A 17,981-nucleotide genomic window follows, 5' to 3' on the forward strand; every position below is an offset into this window, starting at 1 on the left:
TGGTGACCGCACATCGCCCGTCGGCGCTCCCGGCACTTTGCCACGCGAACGTCTTCGCGTAATGTCGTCATGGCGCTCACCCGCTTTTGCGTCCGAGGGAGAGATACCGCCAGGGCGTCCACCAGCGGAAGCCGTCGCCGAGCGCCTCGGGCACCGGGTCTAGGCCGCTGGTGCCGCCCGGGCCGCAGCGGCCGACGCGAAACAGCGTCATCCAGCCGCCGGCCCATAATCCGTGCCGGGCAATCGACTCATAGCCGTATTCGGAGCAGGTCGGGATATGGCGGCAGGAATTGCCGACAAAGCCGGAAAGCGTCAACTGATAGAGGCGGATCAGCCCCATGCCGAGCAGGCGGTCGGGGGTCTTGCGGAACGGGCCGGTATAATTGCGGGAATAGCGCGCAAGCCTTTCGCGCGGCTGGCTCGATCCGGCCGCGCCGCCATCGCCCTCATCGTCAGCTTGCCGGACGCAGAACTCGCACATCTCGGTTATGCCTCGATCACTTCCGCCCGTTTCGCCTCGATCTGTCCGATCGCATCGACGACCGCGTCGAAGGTCAGCATCGTCGAGGCATGGCGAGCCTTATAGTCGCGCACGGGCAACAGGTAGCGCATGTCCTCGAACCGTCCGGTGGGACCCACCCCATCTGCCTTCAACATGGCAAGCATATCCTCACGCGCCTGCCGCAATTCACCCGATGTGGCGCCGACGACATGGCGCGCCATGATCGAGGACGATGCCTGGCCGAGTGCGCAGGCTTTCACGTCATGCGAAAAAGCAGTCACGACATCGCCGTCCATCTTTAGCCATATCCGCACCTTGGAACCGCATAGCTTGGAGTGTGCCTGAGCGGTCGCATCGGCGTCCGCCAACGTGCCGGTCAATGGAATATTGCCGGCGAATTCGAGGATTTTGCTGTTGTAGATGTCATCCATGCTGGGTTTCCGCTCCAAAATCGCTGCGGATCGGCCTTAATGGCGCTGTTATTGTTATTGAAACAAAAAACACACAGTGTCGCCTGAGGATACTTACATACCATGGCCGTCTTCCTATATGTATGTCGTTCGAAGGCCATGAAAATGCAATGGTCTTGTGTAAGTTTGATTGGGAAACCGTGCCGGACGGGCATGAATTGCCCCGAAAGCCCCGGAGCCTGCCAAAGGTGCATGAATTCCCGCATGGGACTGACCAGTGGCAATTCCGACAGATGGGTCCGCGGTGCGGACCAGGAGACCATTGATCATGGACGCCATCGTAAAGAACTTTCCGCAGCCGAACCGCGACTCGGACCGCCCCTCCCAGCAGGAGGCGGAGGAAGCCGTGCGCGTTCTGTTGCGCTGGGCCGGTGACGATCCGACGCGCGAAGGCCTCATCGAGACGCCCGCCCGTGTCGCCAAAGCCTATCGCGAGCTTTTCGCCGGTTACGATATGGCGCCTGAGGACGTGCTGGGACGGACCTTCGAAGAGGTCGCTGGCTACGACGACATGGTCCTCGTCAAGGACATTCCTTTTTACTCGCATTGCGAACATCACATGGTCCCGATCATCGGCAAGGCCCACGTCGCCTACATGCCGGATGGACGCGTGCTCGGCCTGTCGAAGATTGCCCGTGTCGTCGAGATTTATGGCCGCCGCCTGCAGACGCAGGAAACGATGACGGCGCAGATTGCCCGCGCCATCGACGATACGCTGCAGCCGCGCGGCGTTGCCGTGATGATTGAGGCCGAACATATGTGCATGGCGATGCGCGGCGTTCAGAAGCAGGGTTCGACGACGTTGACGACCACGTTCACGGGAACCTTCAAAACGGAACCGGCCGATCAGGCCCGTTTCATGAGCATGGTGCGGAGCCGCTGATACCGGCTCTCGCAGGAGGCCGCGATGAGTCACCTGATCTTCAATCAACCATCCGAGGACAAGTCGGCGTTGGAAGACGCCGGCGATTTCACGCCGCGTTTTGACGATCGCGGCCTGATCACCGCGATCGTCACCGACGCCGGCGACGGCGAACTGCTGATGGTGGCGCATATGAACGCTCAGGCGCTGGCGCTGACCATCCAGACCGGCACCGCCCATTATTTCAGCCGCTCGCGCGGCAAAATCTGGAAGAAGGGCGAGACCTCGGGCAACCTTCAGACGGTGAAGGAAATTCGCACCGATTGCGATCAGGACGCCATCTGGCTGAAGGTCGAGGTCGCCGGCCATGACGCCACCTGTCACACCGGCCGCCGTTCCTGCTTCTACCGGACGGTCACGCTGCAGGAAGGGAAGCCGATGCTCGACATCGTTGACGACGAGCGTCATTTCGATCCGCAGGACATCTACGGAAAATAGGTCGAACTTTCCCGGCATCTGCCCCTTATTGTGCCAGAAACCGCTTCTATATACCATTTGGCAACTGATCGGCCACATTGTGTGACATAAGTGTTCTACTGGGAGGGGAGAGCGCAATGCTGAACTGGAGTCTGCATCGTCAAAGCGCTGAAGGCGAAGGTTCCGGTTCCGGCATGCCAACGATACTCGAGACAATTCCTTCTCCTGCGCCTGCCAAGAAAATCAAGATCGCGCTCGCGCTCGGCGGCGGCGCGGCCCGCGGCTGGGCTCATATCGGCGTATTGCGTGCCCTTGACGAAGCCGGGGTCGAAATCGGCATGATCGCCGGCACGTCGATCGGCGCGCTGGTCGGCGGCTGCTATCTTGCCGGCAAACTCGACGAACTCGAAACCTTCGCGCGTTCGCTGACCATGCGCCGGATCGCAAGCCTGCTCGATCTGACCATCGGCGGCAGCGGCCTGTTCGGCGGCATGCGGCTGACCAAGCGTATGCAGGAGCATCTCGAAGGCCTCAATGTAGAGGATCTGGACCGGCCTTTCGTCGCGGTCGCCGCCGAGGTCAATACCGGCCACGAGGTCTGGATCGCCAATGGTTCACTGATCACGGCGCTGCGCGCTTCCTATGCCCTGCCCGGCATCTTCGAACCGGTGCGCAGCAATCACCGCACGCTGGTCGACGGCGCGCTGGTCAATCCCGTTCCCGTCTCCGTTTGCCGCGCCTATGAGCAGCCGCTGGTCGTCGCGGTCAATCTCAATTACGACCTCTACGGCCGCTCGGCCGTCGTCCGGCACAATGCCAGCCTCTCGCCGCAGGAAGTGCAGAAACAGGAAGAGGCGCCCTACGCCCGCCTCGGCATGACCGGCGTCATGGTGCAGGCTTTCAACATCATTCAAGACAGGATTGCCCGCGCCCGCCTTGCCGGCGATCCGCCCGACATTTCGCTGCAGCCGCGCCTCAGCTATATCGGCCTTTCAGAATTCCACCGGGCCGGTGAGGCGATCGAACGCGGCTACGAGGAAGCCAGAGCCAGGCTTCCCGAGATCAAGCGCATGCAGGAAGTCTACGCCAGCGCTCCATGAGGCGTCGTCCCGCAACAGGCAGCTCGGCACGACGGCATCGTTCGGACCAATCGGCAAGTTCAGCCGGCAATATAGGCCTTGATATCCTCGGCCTCGCGCTCGACTTCGGCAATCCGCGATTTCACCACGTCGCCGATCGAAATGATGCCGGCAAGCTTGCCATTTCTTTCCACCGGCACGTGACGGAAACGGCGGCTGGTCATCAGTTCCATCAATTCGTTAACGGTCGTCTCCTCATGGCACCGATAGACCTTTGCGGTCATGACCTGGCCGAGTGTCTGATCGAGGCCGTCCTTGCCGTGTTTGGCGATGGCATGCACGAGATCGCGCTCGGTGAACATGCCCGAAATCCGATTCTCCATGCCGACGACGACGATGGCGCCGATCTTTTTCTTGCTCAGGATGACGGCTGCCTCGGCGACGGTCGTGTTGGGCCCGGCGGTAATGACGTCCCTGCCCTTTAGGTCGAGGATTGCTTTGACTGAACTGGTCATTCGAACCTCCTATGTCGAAACTGTAACGCTTGTCACAGCTATCCGCGACGGTTTCTCCCCCCGATCGCGAATGGTTCGATGGTGCACTGCCCCGCTCAGGATTGCAACACATCCTTCTCCGCTTCGGTTGGTTCCTCGGGCGGCTGCGGTGGCCGGTCAAACAGCGAAAATAGAAAGAAGCCGAAGACGAAGCCGCCGATATGCGCGTCCCAGGCAATCTCCTGATCGCTGTCGCCGACGAGCGGGATGCCGACGGCGATCAGAGCGTTGCCAACCAGCCAGAGCAGCATGAAGATGACGACGGTCCGGTTCAGCAGCGCCTCGACAATGGATAGCCGGGCATTGAGATGCGCCGCCAGCATTGGACGTCGCTCAGCGGGAAAGGCGAAGCGGCAGGCCGCCCCCATCAGCCCGGAAATGACTCCGGACGCGCCGATCAGCAGCGACACGTCTCCCCAGTTGAGCACCGCGTGCAGAGCGGCGGAGGCAGTGGCGGAAAACAGCCAGAACCACACGAATCGCGATGTCCCGATACGGCGCACCACAGGCGCGCCGAAGGCCATCAGCCAGAAGGCGTTAAAGACGATGTGCTGGACGCTGCCGTGCAGCAGCGAATAGGTGGCCGGCGTCCAGAACAGCTCGAAACCCTGCTGCGACAGTGGAATCACGTAGCGGGCGGGAACGAAGCCAAAGGTGAGGAGCAGCCAGTTGACAGCATCGTCTGACAGGACGAGCGCCTGCACCGCATAGATGACGACAAGCAGGCAAAGGCTGAAAAACAGCGCCGGTGGGAGGTTGAAGACCGGTACGCTCGGGGGCCGCGCCGGCGGCTGGGCCTCAAAAGGTTCGGGCACCTTCTGCGGCTCGCCCGTCTGCTCATTCATCTGTGTTCGCCTCGTTGTGGTCTCAGCCATACAGGAGCGATGGTCAAAAAAAAAGCCGCCCGAAAGGTCGGACGGCGTACCGGGAACACTGAGGAAAGATCTCGGCCCGGGCAGGTTGTGCAGAACTTCGAAAGTCGAAGTGATGGCGCGACAGTGCCACGACAGACGCCACGCCTCAACCGAAACTCTTTCTTAACCTTAACGGCCGGGATTTGGCATGAAATCCGCAAGGTAGAAGCTGTAAGGGCAATGAGTGCCCGCAAATGCTCCGGAATGGGACAGGTTGGTGTGAAATGCGTGTGCAAACGACCATCGAAATTTTTGACTATTGGAACCGTATCCGCGGCGCCGCCGACGCGCCGCTGAAATCCCAGGTCGAACCGTCCGCCGTACCTCATCTACTGCAAAGTCTCTTCATCCTCGAGGCGCGCGAGGACGGAGACATCGTTTTCCGGCTCGCCGGCACCCGCATCTGCGATCTCTTTGGCCGGGACCTGCGCGGCGAGCGCTTTTCATCGCTCTGGGCGCATGGCCAGCACGCGGATATCGAACGCACCGCGATGGGTGTCATGGACCACGCCATGCCGGCCCTGTTCAATGCCACCGGCTACAGCACCGTCGGGCACCAGGCCTCCTTCGAGATCATCATGATGCCGCTGCGATCGTCGCACGGTGCTTGCGACCGGGTGCTCGGCGCGATCGCGCCGGTGGCGGCTGCAAGCTGGCTGGAGATCGTGCCACTCGAATTCCTAGCGCTCGACCGCAGCCGCCTCCTGCCGGAAAAATCCAGCAAGGTCACGCCGGCCGAACTGCGCCCGATCAACGAGATCGTCGCGGGAAAAAGCATCGGGTTCGGCCAAGCCATGCGCCGCGTGGTGTCGCAGCTCCTGAGTGCCGAGGCGCGCTGAGCGTCTCGTTTCAGGACCGCGGCCATACTCGTTTTCGGCTATGTCGGCGGGCGCCGAGACAACCTTCTGTTAATGGATTGGGGATAAAGATTGGCCTCTGAGATTTTCATGAAGAAGCCTTTTGATGCACTCGTTCCAGCCAGCTCAGACGCAAAGACCTGCGCCGCGCCCTGAACAAGGCGTTTTCCAGCGTGTGCCGATCAATATGCAGGGCCGGCTGATGCTTGCGAACTACGAGGAGTTTGAATGCATCGTGATCGACATGTCGCCCGGCGATATGTACGTCATCTGCTCCGGCCGGCCGCGCGCAAATGAACGCGTCGTCGCCTATATCGACCATCTCGGGCGTGTCGAAGGTTATGTCCAGACAATCGACGGTCGCGGCTTCACCATGTCGATCAACGCCACCGAACGGAAGCGCGAAAAGCTCGCCGCCCAGCTCACCTGGCTTGCCAACAAGCACGAGCTCGGCCTGCCGGAAGATCGGCGCCACGACCGCCTGACGCCGCGCGATACGAAGACCGAGCTCACGTTGGATGACGGCACGCGCTATGACTGCCGCATCATGGACCTTTCGCTGTCGGGCGCTGCCATCGACGTCGAGATGCGTCCTTCCATCGGAACGGCGGTGCGTCTCGGCAATATGCGCGGCCGTGTCGTGCGCCATTTCGTCGAAGGCGTGGCGATCGAATTCCTGTCGATCCAGTCCCGCGAGACGCTGCGGGAATTCCTTTAACAGGCTGGTGCGAAACCTCCTGCCCTTCCCAATCTCCGCAGCAGTGCATTCTCGACGGACTTCCACCGACGACGCTTTCGAGGTCCGGCGGGCTCCCGGTCTGGTCGCGTTGAAGACACCTGCGCCTCGCGTCAATAGACCTGCAAGCGGCAACAAATCCGGCTTTGGAAGGCACGCTTGGAGTGCTGCCGCAGGTGGTTCCACCGATTAACCGCTAATATTATGGGTGGAACAAGTTGCGACAAGGATCGTCGCCAAGCAGGTGGCATAAAATCGTGCAGTGATTTTGCGTCCGCCGCGTCACGCGCCACCCGTCTTCCCTTTGTCAGCGATGTAATGGATAAGGGGCCGCCCGACCGAAAGTGGACCGAACCGATGGCAGCTCTCTACCCGGAAATCGAACCCTATGATCACGGCCTGCTCGATACCGGCGACGGCAACCTGATCTATTGGGAAGCCTGCGGCAACCCGACGGGACGGCCGGCACTCGTCCTGCACGGCGGCCCGGGTTCAGGCTGTTCGACCGCGGCGCGCCGCCAGTTCGATCCGGAGGCCTATCGGATCATCCTCTTCGACCAGCGCAATTGCGGCCGGAGTCTGCCGAGTGCCGCAGATCCCGAAACCGATCTCTCCCTCAATACGACTTGGCATCTCGTCGCCGATATCGAGAAGCTGCGGCTGCTTCTCGGCATCGACAGGTGGCTGCTTTTCGGTAACTCCTGGGGCTCGACGCTGACACTCGCCTATGCCGAAACGCATCCGCAGCGCGTCACGGCGATTGTCATATCGGGCGTGACCACCACGCGGCGATCGGAAATCGACTGGCTTTGCCGCGGCATGGCGCCGCTTTTTCCGGAAGAATGGCACCGTTTCCATCAGGGAATCCCCTCCGGCGCGCGAGAGCTGGGCGAGGACATAGTCAGCGCCTATCACCGCCTCCTCAACGATCCGGATCCTGAAACGCGTCTCAAGGCGGCGCGAGACTGGCATGATTGGGAAGCAGCCTCGATCCTGCTCGCCGATCCGGGAGGACTGCCGCGCCGCTGGGCCGATCCGGCTTATGTGCTGACGCGCGCCCGCATCATCACCCACTATTTCGTCAACGGCGCCTGGCTGGAGGATGGCGTGCTCTTGAAGAACGCCGCGCGGCTTGCCGACATTCCCGGCATCCTGTTGCAGGGACGGTTCGATATCGAGGCGCCGCTCGTCACCGCCTGGGAACTGGCCCGCGCCTGGCCGCAAAGCGAGCTCGAACTCCTTCCGCACGCTTCCCATTCCATTGCAAACCCCGATATGAGCGCGGCAATCGTCGCCGCCACCGATCGATTTCGCGATTTTCCGCAAAAATAATCTTCATGCCGAACCCCGGAATCCGAGCGATATTCTGCGTTCGGCCCGTTCCAACCGGCCGATTCCACCGGCATCGCCGCCGCGAGCATCACGCCGCAGCGCCGCCGGCGTTTATCCGGCTCAGCGAAAACTCTTAACGCCGCGACCGGAGCACGGGCTTTCCCGGGGCGAAGTCCTTGTCGCATCCACTACAATTTTAATCGACTTCGACACAAATACGTGGCGAATTTTATTCGTATTCGAGCCAAGTTTTATCGGCATTTGATTCAACTAAGCCTTTAATTCTACTGCGTAATTTTGCGCGAGATAAAAACGTCTGTGCCATTGTCGCCTCAACTTAGGGGAGACGGCAATGACGACTGCGAATATCCTGAAAGGCGGCCTTCTGGCCGGTGTCTTTGCGATGACCATGGCGGGCTCTGGCCAGGCGATGCCCGCCAGCATGGCGCTGGCAGGCAATGCCAGCCCGCCGATCGGACATTATGAATTCTGCAAGGCCAACCCGAAGGAATGCGCCTATGCCGGAGGCGATGCCGGACCGGCCATCCTCACAGAGGATCGCTGGAAGGAAATCCTCAAGGTCAATTACACCGTCAATTCGTCGATCCAGCCGGAAACGGATGAGCAGATCTACGGCGTCGAAGAGCGCTGGGCCTATCCGACCAGCGTCGGCGACTGCGAGGATTACGCCCTGCTGAAGCGCAAGATGCTGATCGAGGATGGCTTCTCGCCATCCGACACGCTGATCACCGTCGTGCTGCAGCCGAACGGCGAAGGCCACGCCGTATTGACGGTGCGCACCGATCACGGAGACTTCATCCTCGACAATATGCGCAACAAAGTGCTGCTGTGGTCGGACACCGAATACACCTATCTGAAGCGCCAGTCCGCCGACGATCCGGCCCGCTGGTCGAAGCTTCAGGACGGCCGCACCGTCGCGGTGGGCAGCGTCAAATAGCAGCATAACTTGCCGGCCGAGCCGGCGCTGGCTTCGGCCCGGTCAGTCCCCGCATCCCGTCCCGACCGGTGCCCAAGAGCCGTTCCTGCTGTCCCGGGAACGGCTCGCTTCATTTTAGGCCGAGGCGACGGCTTCCGACCCTGAGATCTTAGCGAAGTATTAACCCTGCCGGTCTGATCATGCCGATCAGATTCATCATCGGCACCGGCGGCTCATGTTCTTCCTGCGGCGGACCGAAACCCGACGAGCCGCCATGAGCCATACCGCGCAAAGCGTCCCCGACGAGCAGCCGCTGCTTTCCATGGGGTTTCTCCTCCGCACGACGGCGGTGATCGCCGTCCTGGCGGTCCTGACGGTCGCCCTCAGCATCGGCGGCCGTTGGTTCGGCCGGCACATCTCCCTTGCCGGCAACACCGACAGCACAGCTGAAATCACACTGACCATCGGCCGCGACACCGTGAAACTCCCCGAAAATGCCATCCGCTTCCCGAGTCAGCGGCATGACGGTGCGGCCGAGCGCGTCGATCTTTACCTCGCCTGGCCTGACATGCGGGGTTACAGCAAGGGCAACCATTTGCGATTCGACGACGTCGTCCAATCCTCCGGGCTGATCTTCATGCAGATCGCCCAGAGCACCATGTCGCGCGACATGTCCGGCCGGCTGGAGCCGATCTATTCGCATCTGATCGAAGGGCCGGCCGAGGCTTTTCGCGACGGATTGACGCTGCACCGTTTTCGCGCCGACGCCGGTTACGGCGACGAAGTGCTGCTGACGGCACCCGTCAAAGGCGGACCGGACTACGTCGTACGCTGCATATTGCCGTCAACCCCGGACAAGGCGGCAAGCGGTGATTGCCAGCGAGATATCAAGGTCGGCAAGGATCTCAGCGTGCTCTACCGCTTCTCCAGCAGCCATCTCGACGATTGGGAACATATTGATGCCGCGATCCGCACCTTTGTGGAGGCGCGTCTTATGAACCGTTCTGCGACAGGTGCCTAAAATACTTCCGGAAGGTGAGTGAAACGATTCATCATAAACGGATTGGTAACGCTGAATCGGTAATTTTAAAAGACGAGCTGTGCGGCGGGGGGTGTGCGGTTCCTGCCCAATATCTGAAATGCAAGCGAAGAGTGGAATAGTGTCAAGGTCAGTCTCCTCCGTATCATCATTCCGGTCCGGCAGCTTTTTCGCGAAGCTCCTGGCGATCCTTTCGGTGGCCGTCACGGTCGTCCTGGTCGATTCGGTCAATGCCGAAGCGGAAGCGGCCAACTCCAAATACGCCGGCATTGTTGTCGACGCCAAGACCGGCAATGTTCTCTACAGCGAGAACGCCGACCGGCTGCAATATCCAGCCTCGCTGACCAAGATGATGACCCTCTACATGACCTTCGAGGCCTTGGAAAAGGGCCGCATCCGCCTCGATACGCCGGTACCCTTCTCCGCTCACGCGGCCGCTCAGGCGCCGACCAAACTCGGCGTGCGCGCCGGCGGCACAATCACCGTCGAGCAGGGCATCCTTGGTCTCGTCACCCTGTCGGCCAATGATGCCGCGACCGCGCTCGGCGAGATGCTGGGCGGCAGCGAAGACCGTTTCGCCCAAATGATGACCGCCAAGGCGCACGCGCTCGGCATGACGCGCACCACTTATCGCAACGCCAACGGCCTGCCGAATACGGCACAGATGACGACAGCGCGCGACCAGGCCCGCCTCGGCATCGCCCTTCGCCAGCACTTCCCGCAATATTACGGCTATTTCTCCACCCGCGCCTTCAAGTTCGGCAGCCGCACGATCCGCAGCCATAACCGCCTCGTCGGTTCGGTGCGCGGTGTCGACGGAATCAAGACCGGATATACGCGCGCCGCCGGCTTCAATCTGGTGAGCTCGGTGCAGGTAGACGGCAAGTCGATCGTCAGCGTTGTACTCGGCGGCGCTTCGGGGCCGGCTCGCGACGCTCAGATGCGCAATCTGATCGCCGCTTACCTGCCGAAAGCATCGAGCCGCGGCGGATCTTCGCAGCTGATGGCGCAGACAACCCCTGCCCCGGCGGTGATCGAAACGCCTGCCCCCGTCCAGCCGCAGAAGGCCCAGCAGGTCGCCCGGCAGACGGTCGTTCCACAGCAGGCTGCTTCCCAGCAGGTCGCAAAGATGATCACCGCAGCGCAGCCGCCGATTTCCGCGGCTGCCGCCGATCTCAGCCTGCCGCACAAGGGACCGCTGCCGGACGCTCGCTATCAGGTGGCCGCGACCGAAGTCGCCTACACCGAAACATCCGCGACGAAGTCCGACAACCCGCTGGTCGCCCAGGCCATGCCGGAACCGACCAAGGTCAAAACCACGAGCTTCAAGCAGCAGGCTCCGGCCGTAGCACCTGCCGAACCGGAGAGCGCCGCCGTCGATCACGTCACGACTGCTTCGACCAGCGCCGCCCCGGTAAGCGCCGCGCCGGCGGGCTGGGTCGTACAGGTCGGCGTCTCGCCCAACCGGCAGATGGCCATGGACCTCCTGGAGGGCGCCAAGAGCAAGGTCGGCAAGGCGCTGGCCTCGGCAAAACCCTTCGCCGTCGCCTACGGTACGGGCAACGACCAGGTCTACCGCGCCCGCTTCGGCGGCTTCGACGATCAGCGCGATGCGGTCAACGCCTGCAAGGCCTTGAAGAAGGCCGGCATCAAGTGCTGGGCGGCTGCACAATGAGCTATTCGATGCTGCCTGCAACATGGCCGGCGGCATTGGTAACGGCCGGAATCGGTGTTTGCGTTTCCGGCCACCATTCTTGAACTCGATCAGTAGTGCGTACGGGGAAAACAATGGCGATCAACGAAAATGTTCCAGGAATGCCAGGCGACCGCCGCATCGGAGCGAAGGGGCGCTCAGCCCTGCATCCGCTTCACGAAGCAGCGCTGCGGCTCGCTGAGATGGGCCTGCAGCGGCCGAGAGCGAAATCTGCCAAGACCCGCGATCTCATCAACCTGCTGCTTTGCCACGGCGCGCGCGCCTGGCGCTATTCGCAGCCGGAGGCCCGCATTCACCTGCATGTAACCTCGCCGGATGGCAGTGCGCCAGTGCAGTTGCGGCTGCGCTGAAATTCGGACGATAAAGGTTAGAGCAGGCCGAGCTCAGTCAGCTCGCGCCGCAGATCCGCCGGCATTTCGGCGATGCCGGCGCCGAGGCTCGTCAGATCGGCCGGCACGTCATCCTGAGCATAGTAGCGCCAGCCCTGGAACGGCCGCTTCGGCTGCACCGCGGTTTCGATGACTTCTGGACCGAGCATCAGGCGGCAGCGTGAAATCCCTTCGTCGTCGGTGAAGGTCTTGATATCGAGCAGCCGCTGTCTCGCCTGCACCTGCCCCTTGATCACCCAGTAGAGCGAGCCGCCGTCGAGCAGTTCCTCCATGCGTTTGGGCACCATGCGGGTCGTATGCACGGAATGCGGCTCGAGCCCGGCGGCAATGGCGCGCAGCGAACGCTCCGCCACCCATTCGCGCAGATCGTCGATCGAGTCGGCGCCGACACAGAGCTTGATAAGATGCAATGCCATGCCGCCGTTGAAATCCTTTTGGCGGCGAGCGTCAAGCGTCTACGGCATGCCGGGCGAAACTGTGCAGCAGTTTTGCGCCTGCTGAGATGTCGAACCGTTCCAACGCGCTCGCGAACTCAGCATTCGACGACATTGACGGCAAGGCCGCCGGTCGAGGTTTCTTTGTATTTCTCGCTCATATCGTGGCCGGTCTGGCGCATTGTCTCGATGCAGGCGTCCAGCGGCACGAAGTGCTGGCCGTCACCCTTGACGGCGAGTGATGCCGCCGTGACGGCCTTGACCGCTCCGAGCGCGTTGCGCTCGATGCAGGGAACCTGGACGAGGCCGGCAACAGGATCGCAGGTCATGCCGAGATGATGTTCGAGCGCGATCTCGGCGGCGTTCTCGATCTGCTCCGGCGTGCCGCCCATCACAGCCGCAAGGCCTGCGGCAGCCATTGCCGCGGCCGAGCCGACCTCGCCCTGACAGCCGACCTCGGCGCCGGAGATCGAGGCATTGTGCTTGATGATGCCGCCGACGGCGGCAGCCGTCAGCAGATAATCGCGAATACCGTTCTGGTCCCAGTCCTCGTGAAAATGCTCGTAATAACGGATCGTCGCCGGAATGACGCCGGCCGCCCCGTTGGTTGGTGCGGTGACGACCCGGCCGCCGGCTGCATTTTCCTCATTGACGGCCATCGCATAGACGCTGAGCCAATCGTTGGCGAGCAGCGGATTGACGCGATTGCTGCGCCACTCCTCCTGAAGTTTGTCGTGAATCCTGCGGGCGCGGCGCTTGACGTTGAGGCCGCCCGGCATGACGCCTTCGACTTTGAGGCCGCGCTCGATGCAGGAGCGCATTGCCTCCCAGATTCTGTCGAGCCCCTGATCGAGTTCCTCTCGGCTGCGCTGGCTCTCCTCGTTCGCCCGCTTCATCTGCGCAATCGAAAGCCCCGAGCGTTCGGCCATGTCGAGCATCTGCCTGGCGGTCGCGAAAGGATAGGGCACGCGCGCGCCCACGACGTTCTTCTTTGCCCGCATCTGTTCCAGTTCGGTGTCCGTGACGACGAAGCCGCCGCCGACCGAATAATAGATGCGTTTCAAGAGCAGCCGGCCGTCACGGTCGTAAGCGGAAAAGATCATGCCGTTGGCATGGCCGGGCAGCGGCTGCTTCTTGTCGAAAACCAAGTCGGTCTTCGGCTGGAATTGGTAGGCCGGATGTCCCGCCGGCGTGATGCGGCCGGTGCGCTCGACCGTATCGATGATACCGTCCATCTTGTCGGGATCGACGCTGTCGGGCGCTTCGCCCATCAGCCCGAGGATGACGGCCCTGCCCGTTCCATGGCCGATTCCGGTATGGGCGAGCGAACCATGCAGGCTGACCTTGATCGCGGCGACCTGCGCGCCCGATGACGGGCGTGGCCATTCATTCGACAGGATCAGATCGAGAAACCGGTTGGCAGCCGACATCGGACCCATCGTGTGCGAGCTCGACGGCCCGACACCGATCTTGAACACGTCGAATACCGAGAGAAACATGGATGCGCCTTCTGAACACTGGAATGCAAATTTAGACGCCGCCGGTTTCTGATCCAAGCGGCAAACCGACATCGCATAGAGTGGGTGCGACATTCCGGCTGCACACCGGGATGACACAGACAAAACCCGCGCAACGCAGCGATGCGGCACCGATTGTTACGAATATCGTCGCCTCACCGCAAGAGACGATCATCGTGCCACGAAGATGTCGCTTCAGCAAAGGCTCAGACGAAAGCTCGGCAAAAGCGGCGCGGTTTTCGGCCAGCCCGGATCAGAGAGCCTTCTGCGACCGCTTTTCAAACGCGCAGTTTCGGCGCGGCCTCTCATTGCCGTCAATGTCGAAAATGCCGGCTTAAAACGTCAGTCCAGTAAGGTCCAATCCGCTTGTACCTTGCCATTGTGCTCACCAAGTCTGGGCGACTTGCGGTGCGAGGAGAGCGCCTGCCCTGAGAAAATGATGGGTGTACGGATGCCCGCTATCCCTTCATTGTCCACGGCCATCTTTCGATGCGCGACTTGCGGATCGGCAAACACGTCTTCGACGGTGTTGATGGGGCCGGCGGGAATGCCCACGCGCGCCAGGTCGGCTAGCAGATCCGTCCGCTTGAAAAGCTTCGTCTGCGCTTCCATGACCGATGTCAGCTCCTCTCGATGACGAACTCTTTCCGCATTCGACTTGAAACGGACGTCGTCGGCTACAGCGGATAGCCGGAGGATATCGCATAGCCGTGCAAACTGAGCGTCGTTCCCGCACGCGATAATGATATTGCCGTCAGACACCGGGAATACTTGGTATGGCGCGATGTTAGGATGCGCATTGCCAAGTCTCGTCGGCGCCTTTCCCGAGGCCAGGAAATTCATTGCCTGGTTGGCCAGCACACCCACCGCACTGTCCAGAAGTGCCATATCTATGAACTGTCCCTCACCTGTCGTATTTCGGAGGATCAGAGCGGCTTGGATAGCGATGACCGAATAGAGTCCCGTGAAGATATCGGCGAACGCGACGCCGATTTTCTGTGGCTCCCGATCAGGTTCACCGGTCAGATCCATGATGCCCGCCATGCCCTGGACGATAAAATCGTATCCTGCACGCCCGGCATAAGGACCGGTTTGGCCAAAGCCGGTAATCGAGCAATAGATCAGTCTTGGGTTGATCGCCTTCAGGCTCTCGTAATCAAGACCGAACTTCTTCAACCCGCCTACCTTGAAGTTCTCGATGACGACGTCCGCGTTCGCGACCAGTGCGCGAAGCTTGTCGACGTCCTCCACAGCGTGGAAATCCGCCGTGATGCTCAGTTTTCCGCGATTGCAGCTGTGGAAGTAGGCTGCAGCGACATCATCGCCATCCCTGATGAAAGGAGGCCCCCAGCGACGCGTATCGTCGCCCTCCGGGCTTTCCACCTTGATGACGGTCGCACCCAGGTCGGCAAGTGTTTGTCCGGCCCACGGACCAGCCAGGATTCGCGCCAGTTCCAAGACCCGAACGCCTTCAAGCGGAGACTGCATCGATAACTCCCTGATCATTCACAAGTTGGCGGATCGTCGTTTCGCTACATATTCGGATAGACCGGCCCCTCGCCGCCCTGCGGCGGCACCCAGTTGATGTTCTGGTTGGGGTCCTTGATGTCGCAGGTCTTGCAGTGCACGCAGTTCTGGGCGTTGATGACGAAGGTCTTGTCGCCGTCCTTCTCCACCCATTCATAGACGCCGGCCGGACAGTAGCGGGTCGACGGGCCGGCATAGATGCCGAGTTCGGAGCTCTTCTGCAGCGCCATGTCCTTGACCTGCAGATGCACCGGCTGGTCTTCCTCGTGATTGGTGTTCGACAGGAACACCGAGGACAGACGGTCGAAGGTCAGCACGCCATCCGGCTTCGGATAGGCGATCGGCTTGTGCTGCGCGGCCGACTCCAGGCTTTCCGCATCGGTCTTGCCGTGTTTGAGCGTACCGAAGAAGGAAGAGCCGAACAGCGTGTTGGTCCACATGTCGAGACCGCCGAGCGCCACACCGAGCGCGGTGCCGAACTTCGACCACAGCGGCTTGACGTTCCTGACCCGCTTCAGGTCCTTGCCGATGTCGCCCTGGCGCCAGTCGGTCTCGATCTCGACGACCTCGTCATGGCTGCGGCCTGATGCAATCGCCGCCGCCAGCTTCTCGGCCGCCAGCATGCCCGACAGCACCGCATTGTGGCTGCCCTTGATGCGCGGCACGTTGACGAGACCGGCCGAACAGCCGATCAGCGCCCCGCCGGGGAAGGACAGCTTCGGCACCGACTGGTAGCCGCCTTCGGTGATGGCGCGCGCCCCATAGGACAGCCGCTTGCCACCCTCGAAAGTGCCGCGGATCGCCGGATGGGTCTTGAAGCGCTGGAATTCCTCGAACGGGTAGAGATAGGGGTTCTTGTAGTTGAGGTGGACGACGAAGCCGACCGCCACCAGATTGTCCTCCAGGTGATAGAGGAAGGAGCCGCCGCCGGTCTTCATGCCGAGCGGCCAGCCGAAGGAGTGCTGCACCAGGCCCTGTTTGTGGTGCTCCGGCTTGACCTGCCAGAGCTCCTTGATGCCGATGCCGAATTTCTGCGGCTCGCGATCCTTCTGCAGATCGAACTTGGCGATCAGCTGCTTGGCGAGCGAACCGCGCACGCCTTCGCCGATCAGCGTGTATTTGCCGCGCAGCTCCATGCCGCGGGTGTAGTTGGGGCCAGGCTCGCCGTTCTTCTCGATGCCCATGTCGCCGGTGGCAACGCCGATCACCGCGCCCTTGTCGTCGTAGAGCACCTCGGTTGCGGCAAAGCCCGGATAGATCTCGACGCCGAGTTCTTCGGCTTTGCCGGCCAGCCAGCGACAGACATTGCCGAGCGAGACGATGTAGTTGCCGTGATTGTTCATCAGCGGCGGCATCATGAAATTCGGCAGGCGGATCGAGCCGGCCGGGCCGAGCAGCAGGAAATGATCCGCGGTGACTTCCGTCTTGAAGGGATGATCGGCCTCATCGCGCCAGCCGGGCAGCAGCCGGTCGATACCAACAGGGTCGACGACGGCGCCCGAGAGAATATGGGCGCCGACCTCGGCCCCCTTCTCCAGCACGACGACCGACAATTCGGGATTGACCTGCTTCAGCCGGATCGCCGCCGCAAGCCCGGCAGGGCCTGCTCCGACGATCACAACGTCGAATTCCATGCTCTCTCGACTATCGTCTGCGTGTTCTTCGGTCATGATGAATGCCTGATAAATCTCGATATTGGAAAGGATGGGATCAGCGCGTTGGCCGGGCCGGAACGTAGCTGTAGTCGTAGAACCCGCGTTGCGCCTTACGGCCGAGCCAGCCGGCTTCGACATATTTGACCAGCAGCGGGCACGGGCGGTACTTGCTGTCAGCCAGCCCCTCATGAAGGACCTGCATGATGGAAAGGCATGTGTCCAAACCGATGAAGTCGGCCAATTCGAGCGGCCCCATCGGATGATTAGCGCCAAGCTTCATGCCGGTGTCTATGGCTTCCACGTTTCCGACACCCTCATACAGGGTGTAGATCGCTTCGTTGATCATGGGGATGAGAACGCGGTTTACGATGAAAGCCGGAAAATCCTCGGAGACAGTGACGGTCTTGCCGATGGACTCGGCAAAAGCCTTAGCTGTAGCGAAGGTCTCTTGATCCGTTCCGATGCCGCGAACCAGCTCGACCAGCTTCATAACCGGTACGGGATTCATGAAGTGTATCCCTATAAAACGATTGGGTCTGTCGGTTGACGCGGCGAGCCGCGTTATGGAGAGCGACGATGTGTTCGTCGCCAGGATCGCGTCGGGCTTGAGGACGGTGCATACCTCGGCAAAGACCTTCCTCTTGATGCCTTCATTCTCGCTAACAGCCTCGACGACCAAGTCGGCGCTCGCCAAATCCGGAAGGGAAAAAGCTCCCTTTATGCGTAAGATCGCCTGCTCAGCCGCCTCGCCCGGCATTTTGCCGGTTTCGCCCTGACGTCTGAAATATCCGGCACTTGCTTCGATGCTCGCACGGACTCGATTTTTATCGAGATCGTAGATCAAAGCCTCATAGCCATGTTTCGCTAAAACTTCCGCGATCCCAGTCCCCATCTGGCCGGCGCCAATGACGGCGACGGTCGAAATCTTATTCGCTTTAGGCATGCGGCCTCTCGGTGATGCGTAGGTTGAAGGACGATCTGCGCCG

At 61.3% G+C, this 17,981-nt stretch carries 18 protein-coding genes and 1 pseudogene; 10 read left to right on the top strand and 9 right to left on the bottom strand.

Translation table 11 applies throughout. The features are described 5' to 3' along the window. Positions 1-76: 76 nt before the first annotated feature. Together yidD and GGI60_RS27485 are read right to left on the bottom strand one after the other, a co-directional pair. The gene (gene yidD, locus GGI60_RS27480) at positions 77-481 is read right to left on the bottom strand and encodes a membrane protein insertion efficiency factor YidD (protein ID WP_183913737.1); all 405 of its coding nucleotides are present in this window, start codon (positions 479-481) and stop codon (positions 77-79) included. Between the two features lie 5 nt (positions 482-486). Then, positions 487-933: an iron-sulfur cluster assembly scaffold protein gene (locus tag GGI60_RS27485; RefSeq protein WP_183913735.1), complete on the bottom strand. Its 447-nt coding sequence runs from the start codon at positions 931-933 to the stop codon at positions 487-489. A gap of 307 nt (positions 934-1,240) precedes the next feature. On the opposite strand from GGI60_RS27485, the gene folE reads away from it, so the two are divergent. The 3 genes from folE (at position 1,241) to GGI60_RS27500 (ending at position 3,411) form a co-directional block, all read left to right on the top strand. Next, positions 1,241-1,855 carry a GTP cyclohydrolase I FolE gene (gene folE, locus GGI60_RS27490; protein ID WP_010004221.1) on the top strand — a complete coding sequence of 205 codons (615 nt, stop codon included), beginning with the start codon at positions 1,241-1,243 and terminating at the stop codon, positions 1,853-1,855. Positions 1,856-1,879: 24 nt separating this feature from the next. Beyond that, entirely contained in the window at positions 1,880-2,332 is a 453-nt protein-coding gene (gene hisI, locus GGI60_RS27495) for a phosphoribosyl-AMP cyclohydrolase (protein ID WP_183913733.1), read from the top strand. Between the two features lie 116 nt (positions 2,333-2,448). Then, positions 2,449-3,411 (top strand): patatin-like phospholipase family protein, encoded by a 963-nt coding sequence (locus GGI60_RS27500; protein ID WP_183913731.1) that lies wholly within the window; start codon positions 2,449-2,451, stop codon positions 3,409-3,411. A gap of 59 nt (positions 3,412-3,470) precedes the next feature. Here GGI60_RS27500 and GGI60_RS27505 read toward each other — a convergent pair whose 3' ends face one another. After that, positions 3,471-3,905 carry a CBS domain-containing protein gene (locus GGI60_RS27505; RefSeq protein ID WP_183913729.1) on the bottom strand — a complete coding sequence of 145 codons (435 nt, stop codon included), beginning with the start codon at positions 3,903-3,905 and terminating at the stop codon, positions 3,471-3,473. Positions 3,906-4,000: 95 nt separating this feature from the next. After that, positions 4,001-4,789 carry a rhomboid family intramembrane serine protease gene (locus GGI60_RS27510; RefSeq protein ID WP_183913727.1) on the bottom strand — a complete coding sequence of 263 codons (789 nt, stop codon included), beginning with the start codon at positions 4,787-4,789 and terminating at the stop codon, positions 4,001-4,003. A gap of 263 nt (positions 4,790-5,052) precedes the next feature. Between GGI60_RS27510 and GGI60_RS27515 the strand changes: the two genes are divergently transcribed. The 7 genes from GGI60_RS27515 (at position 5,053) to GGI60_RS27545 (ending at position 11,823) form a co-directional block, all read left to right on the top strand. Continuing rightward, positions 5,053-5,697 carry a PAS domain-containing protein gene (locus GGI60_RS27515; protein ID WP_183913725.1) on the top strand — a complete coding sequence of 215 codons (645 nt, stop codon included), beginning with the start codon at positions 5,053-5,055 and terminating at the stop codon, positions 5,695-5,697. A 124-nt stretch (positions 5,698-5,821) separates the two neighbouring features. After that, positions 5,822-6,433, top strand: a complete 612-nt coding sequence (locus GGI60_RS27520; RefSeq protein WP_183913723.1) for a PilZ domain-containing protein — start codon at positions 5,822-5,824, stop codon at positions 6,431-6,433. Between the two features lie 375 nt (positions 6,434-6,808). After that, entirely contained in the window at positions 6,809-7,783 is a 975-nt protein-coding gene (gene pip / locus GGI60_RS27525) for a prolyl aminopeptidase (RefSeq protein WP_183913721.1), read from the top strand. Between the two features lie 352 nt (positions 7,784-8,135). Continuing rightward, positions 8,136-8,741, top strand: a complete 606-nt coding sequence (locus GGI60_RS27530) for a transglutaminase-like cysteine peptidase (protein ID WP_183913719.1) — start codon at positions 8,136-8,138, stop codon at positions 8,739-8,741. 214 nt (positions 8,742-8,955) lie between these two features. After that, entirely contained in the window at positions 8,956-9,741 is a 786-nt protein-coding gene (locus GGI60_RS27535) for a hypothetical protein (RefSeq protein WP_183913717.1), read from the top strand. A gap of 118 nt (positions 9,742-9,859) precedes the next feature. Next, positions 9,860-11,434: a D-alanyl-D-alanine carboxypeptidase gene (locus tag GGI60_RS27540; RefSeq protein ID WP_183913715.1), complete on the top strand. Its 1,575-nt coding sequence runs from the start codon at positions 9,860-9,862 to the stop codon at positions 11,432-11,434. Between the two features lie 113 nt (positions 11,435-11,547). Next, on the top strand, positions 11,548-11,823 hold the full coding sequence (locus tag GGI60_RS27545) for a hypothetical protein (RefSeq protein ID WP_009994808.1): 276 nt from the start codon (positions 11,548-11,550) through the stop codon (positions 11,821-11,823). Positions 11,824-11,840: 17 nt separating this feature from the next. Here the strand turns inward: GGI60_RS27545 and GGI60_RS27550 are convergent, their stop codons facing one another. The 5 genes and pseudogenes from GGI60_RS27550 to GGI60_RS27570 all read right to left on the bottom strand — a co-directional run bounded on the left by GGI60_RS27550 (position 11,841) and on the right by GGI60_RS27570 (position 17,938). Then, complete coding sequence (locus GGI60_RS27550) at positions 11,841-12,278, bottom strand: DUF1489 family protein (RefSeq protein WP_183913712.1); 438 nt, start codon at positions 12,276-12,278, stop codon at positions 11,841-11,843. Between the two features lie 116 nt (positions 12,279-12,394). Continuing rightward, positions 12,395-13,795, bottom strand: a complete 1,401-nt coding sequence (locus GGI60_RS27555) for an L-serine ammonia-lyase (protein ID WP_183913711.1) — start codon at positions 13,793-13,795, stop codon at positions 12,395-12,397. A 360-nt stretch (positions 13,796-14,155) separates the two neighbouring features. Then, complete coding sequence (locus GGI60_RS27560) at positions 14,156-15,301, bottom strand: CaiB/BaiF CoA transferase family protein (RefSeq protein WP_183913709.1); 1,146 nt, start codon at positions 15,299-15,301, stop codon at positions 14,156-14,158. A gap of 44 nt (positions 15,302-15,345) precedes the next feature. Continuing rightward, a pseudogene (locus tag GGI60_RS27565) lies at positions 15,346-17,067 on the bottom strand (electron transfer flavoprotein-ubiquinone oxidoreductase); the annotation flags it as partial. Continuing rightward, the gene (locus GGI60_RS27570; RefSeq protein ID WP_183913705.1) at positions 17,051-17,938 is read right to left on the bottom strand and encodes a 3-hydroxybutyryl-CoA dehydrogenase; all 888 of its coding nucleotides are present in this window, start codon (positions 17,936-17,938) and stop codon (positions 17,051-17,053) included. The pseudogene GGI60_RS27565 and the gene GGI60_RS27570, both read right to left, overlap by 17 nt. Positions 17,939-17,981: the final 43 nt, after the last annotated feature.

The sequence above is a fragment of the Rhizobium lentis genome (assembly GCF_014200175.1).
GTDB lineage: Bacteria > Pseudomonadota > Alphaproteobacteria > Rhizobiales > Rhizobiaceae > Rhizobium > Rhizobium mulingense.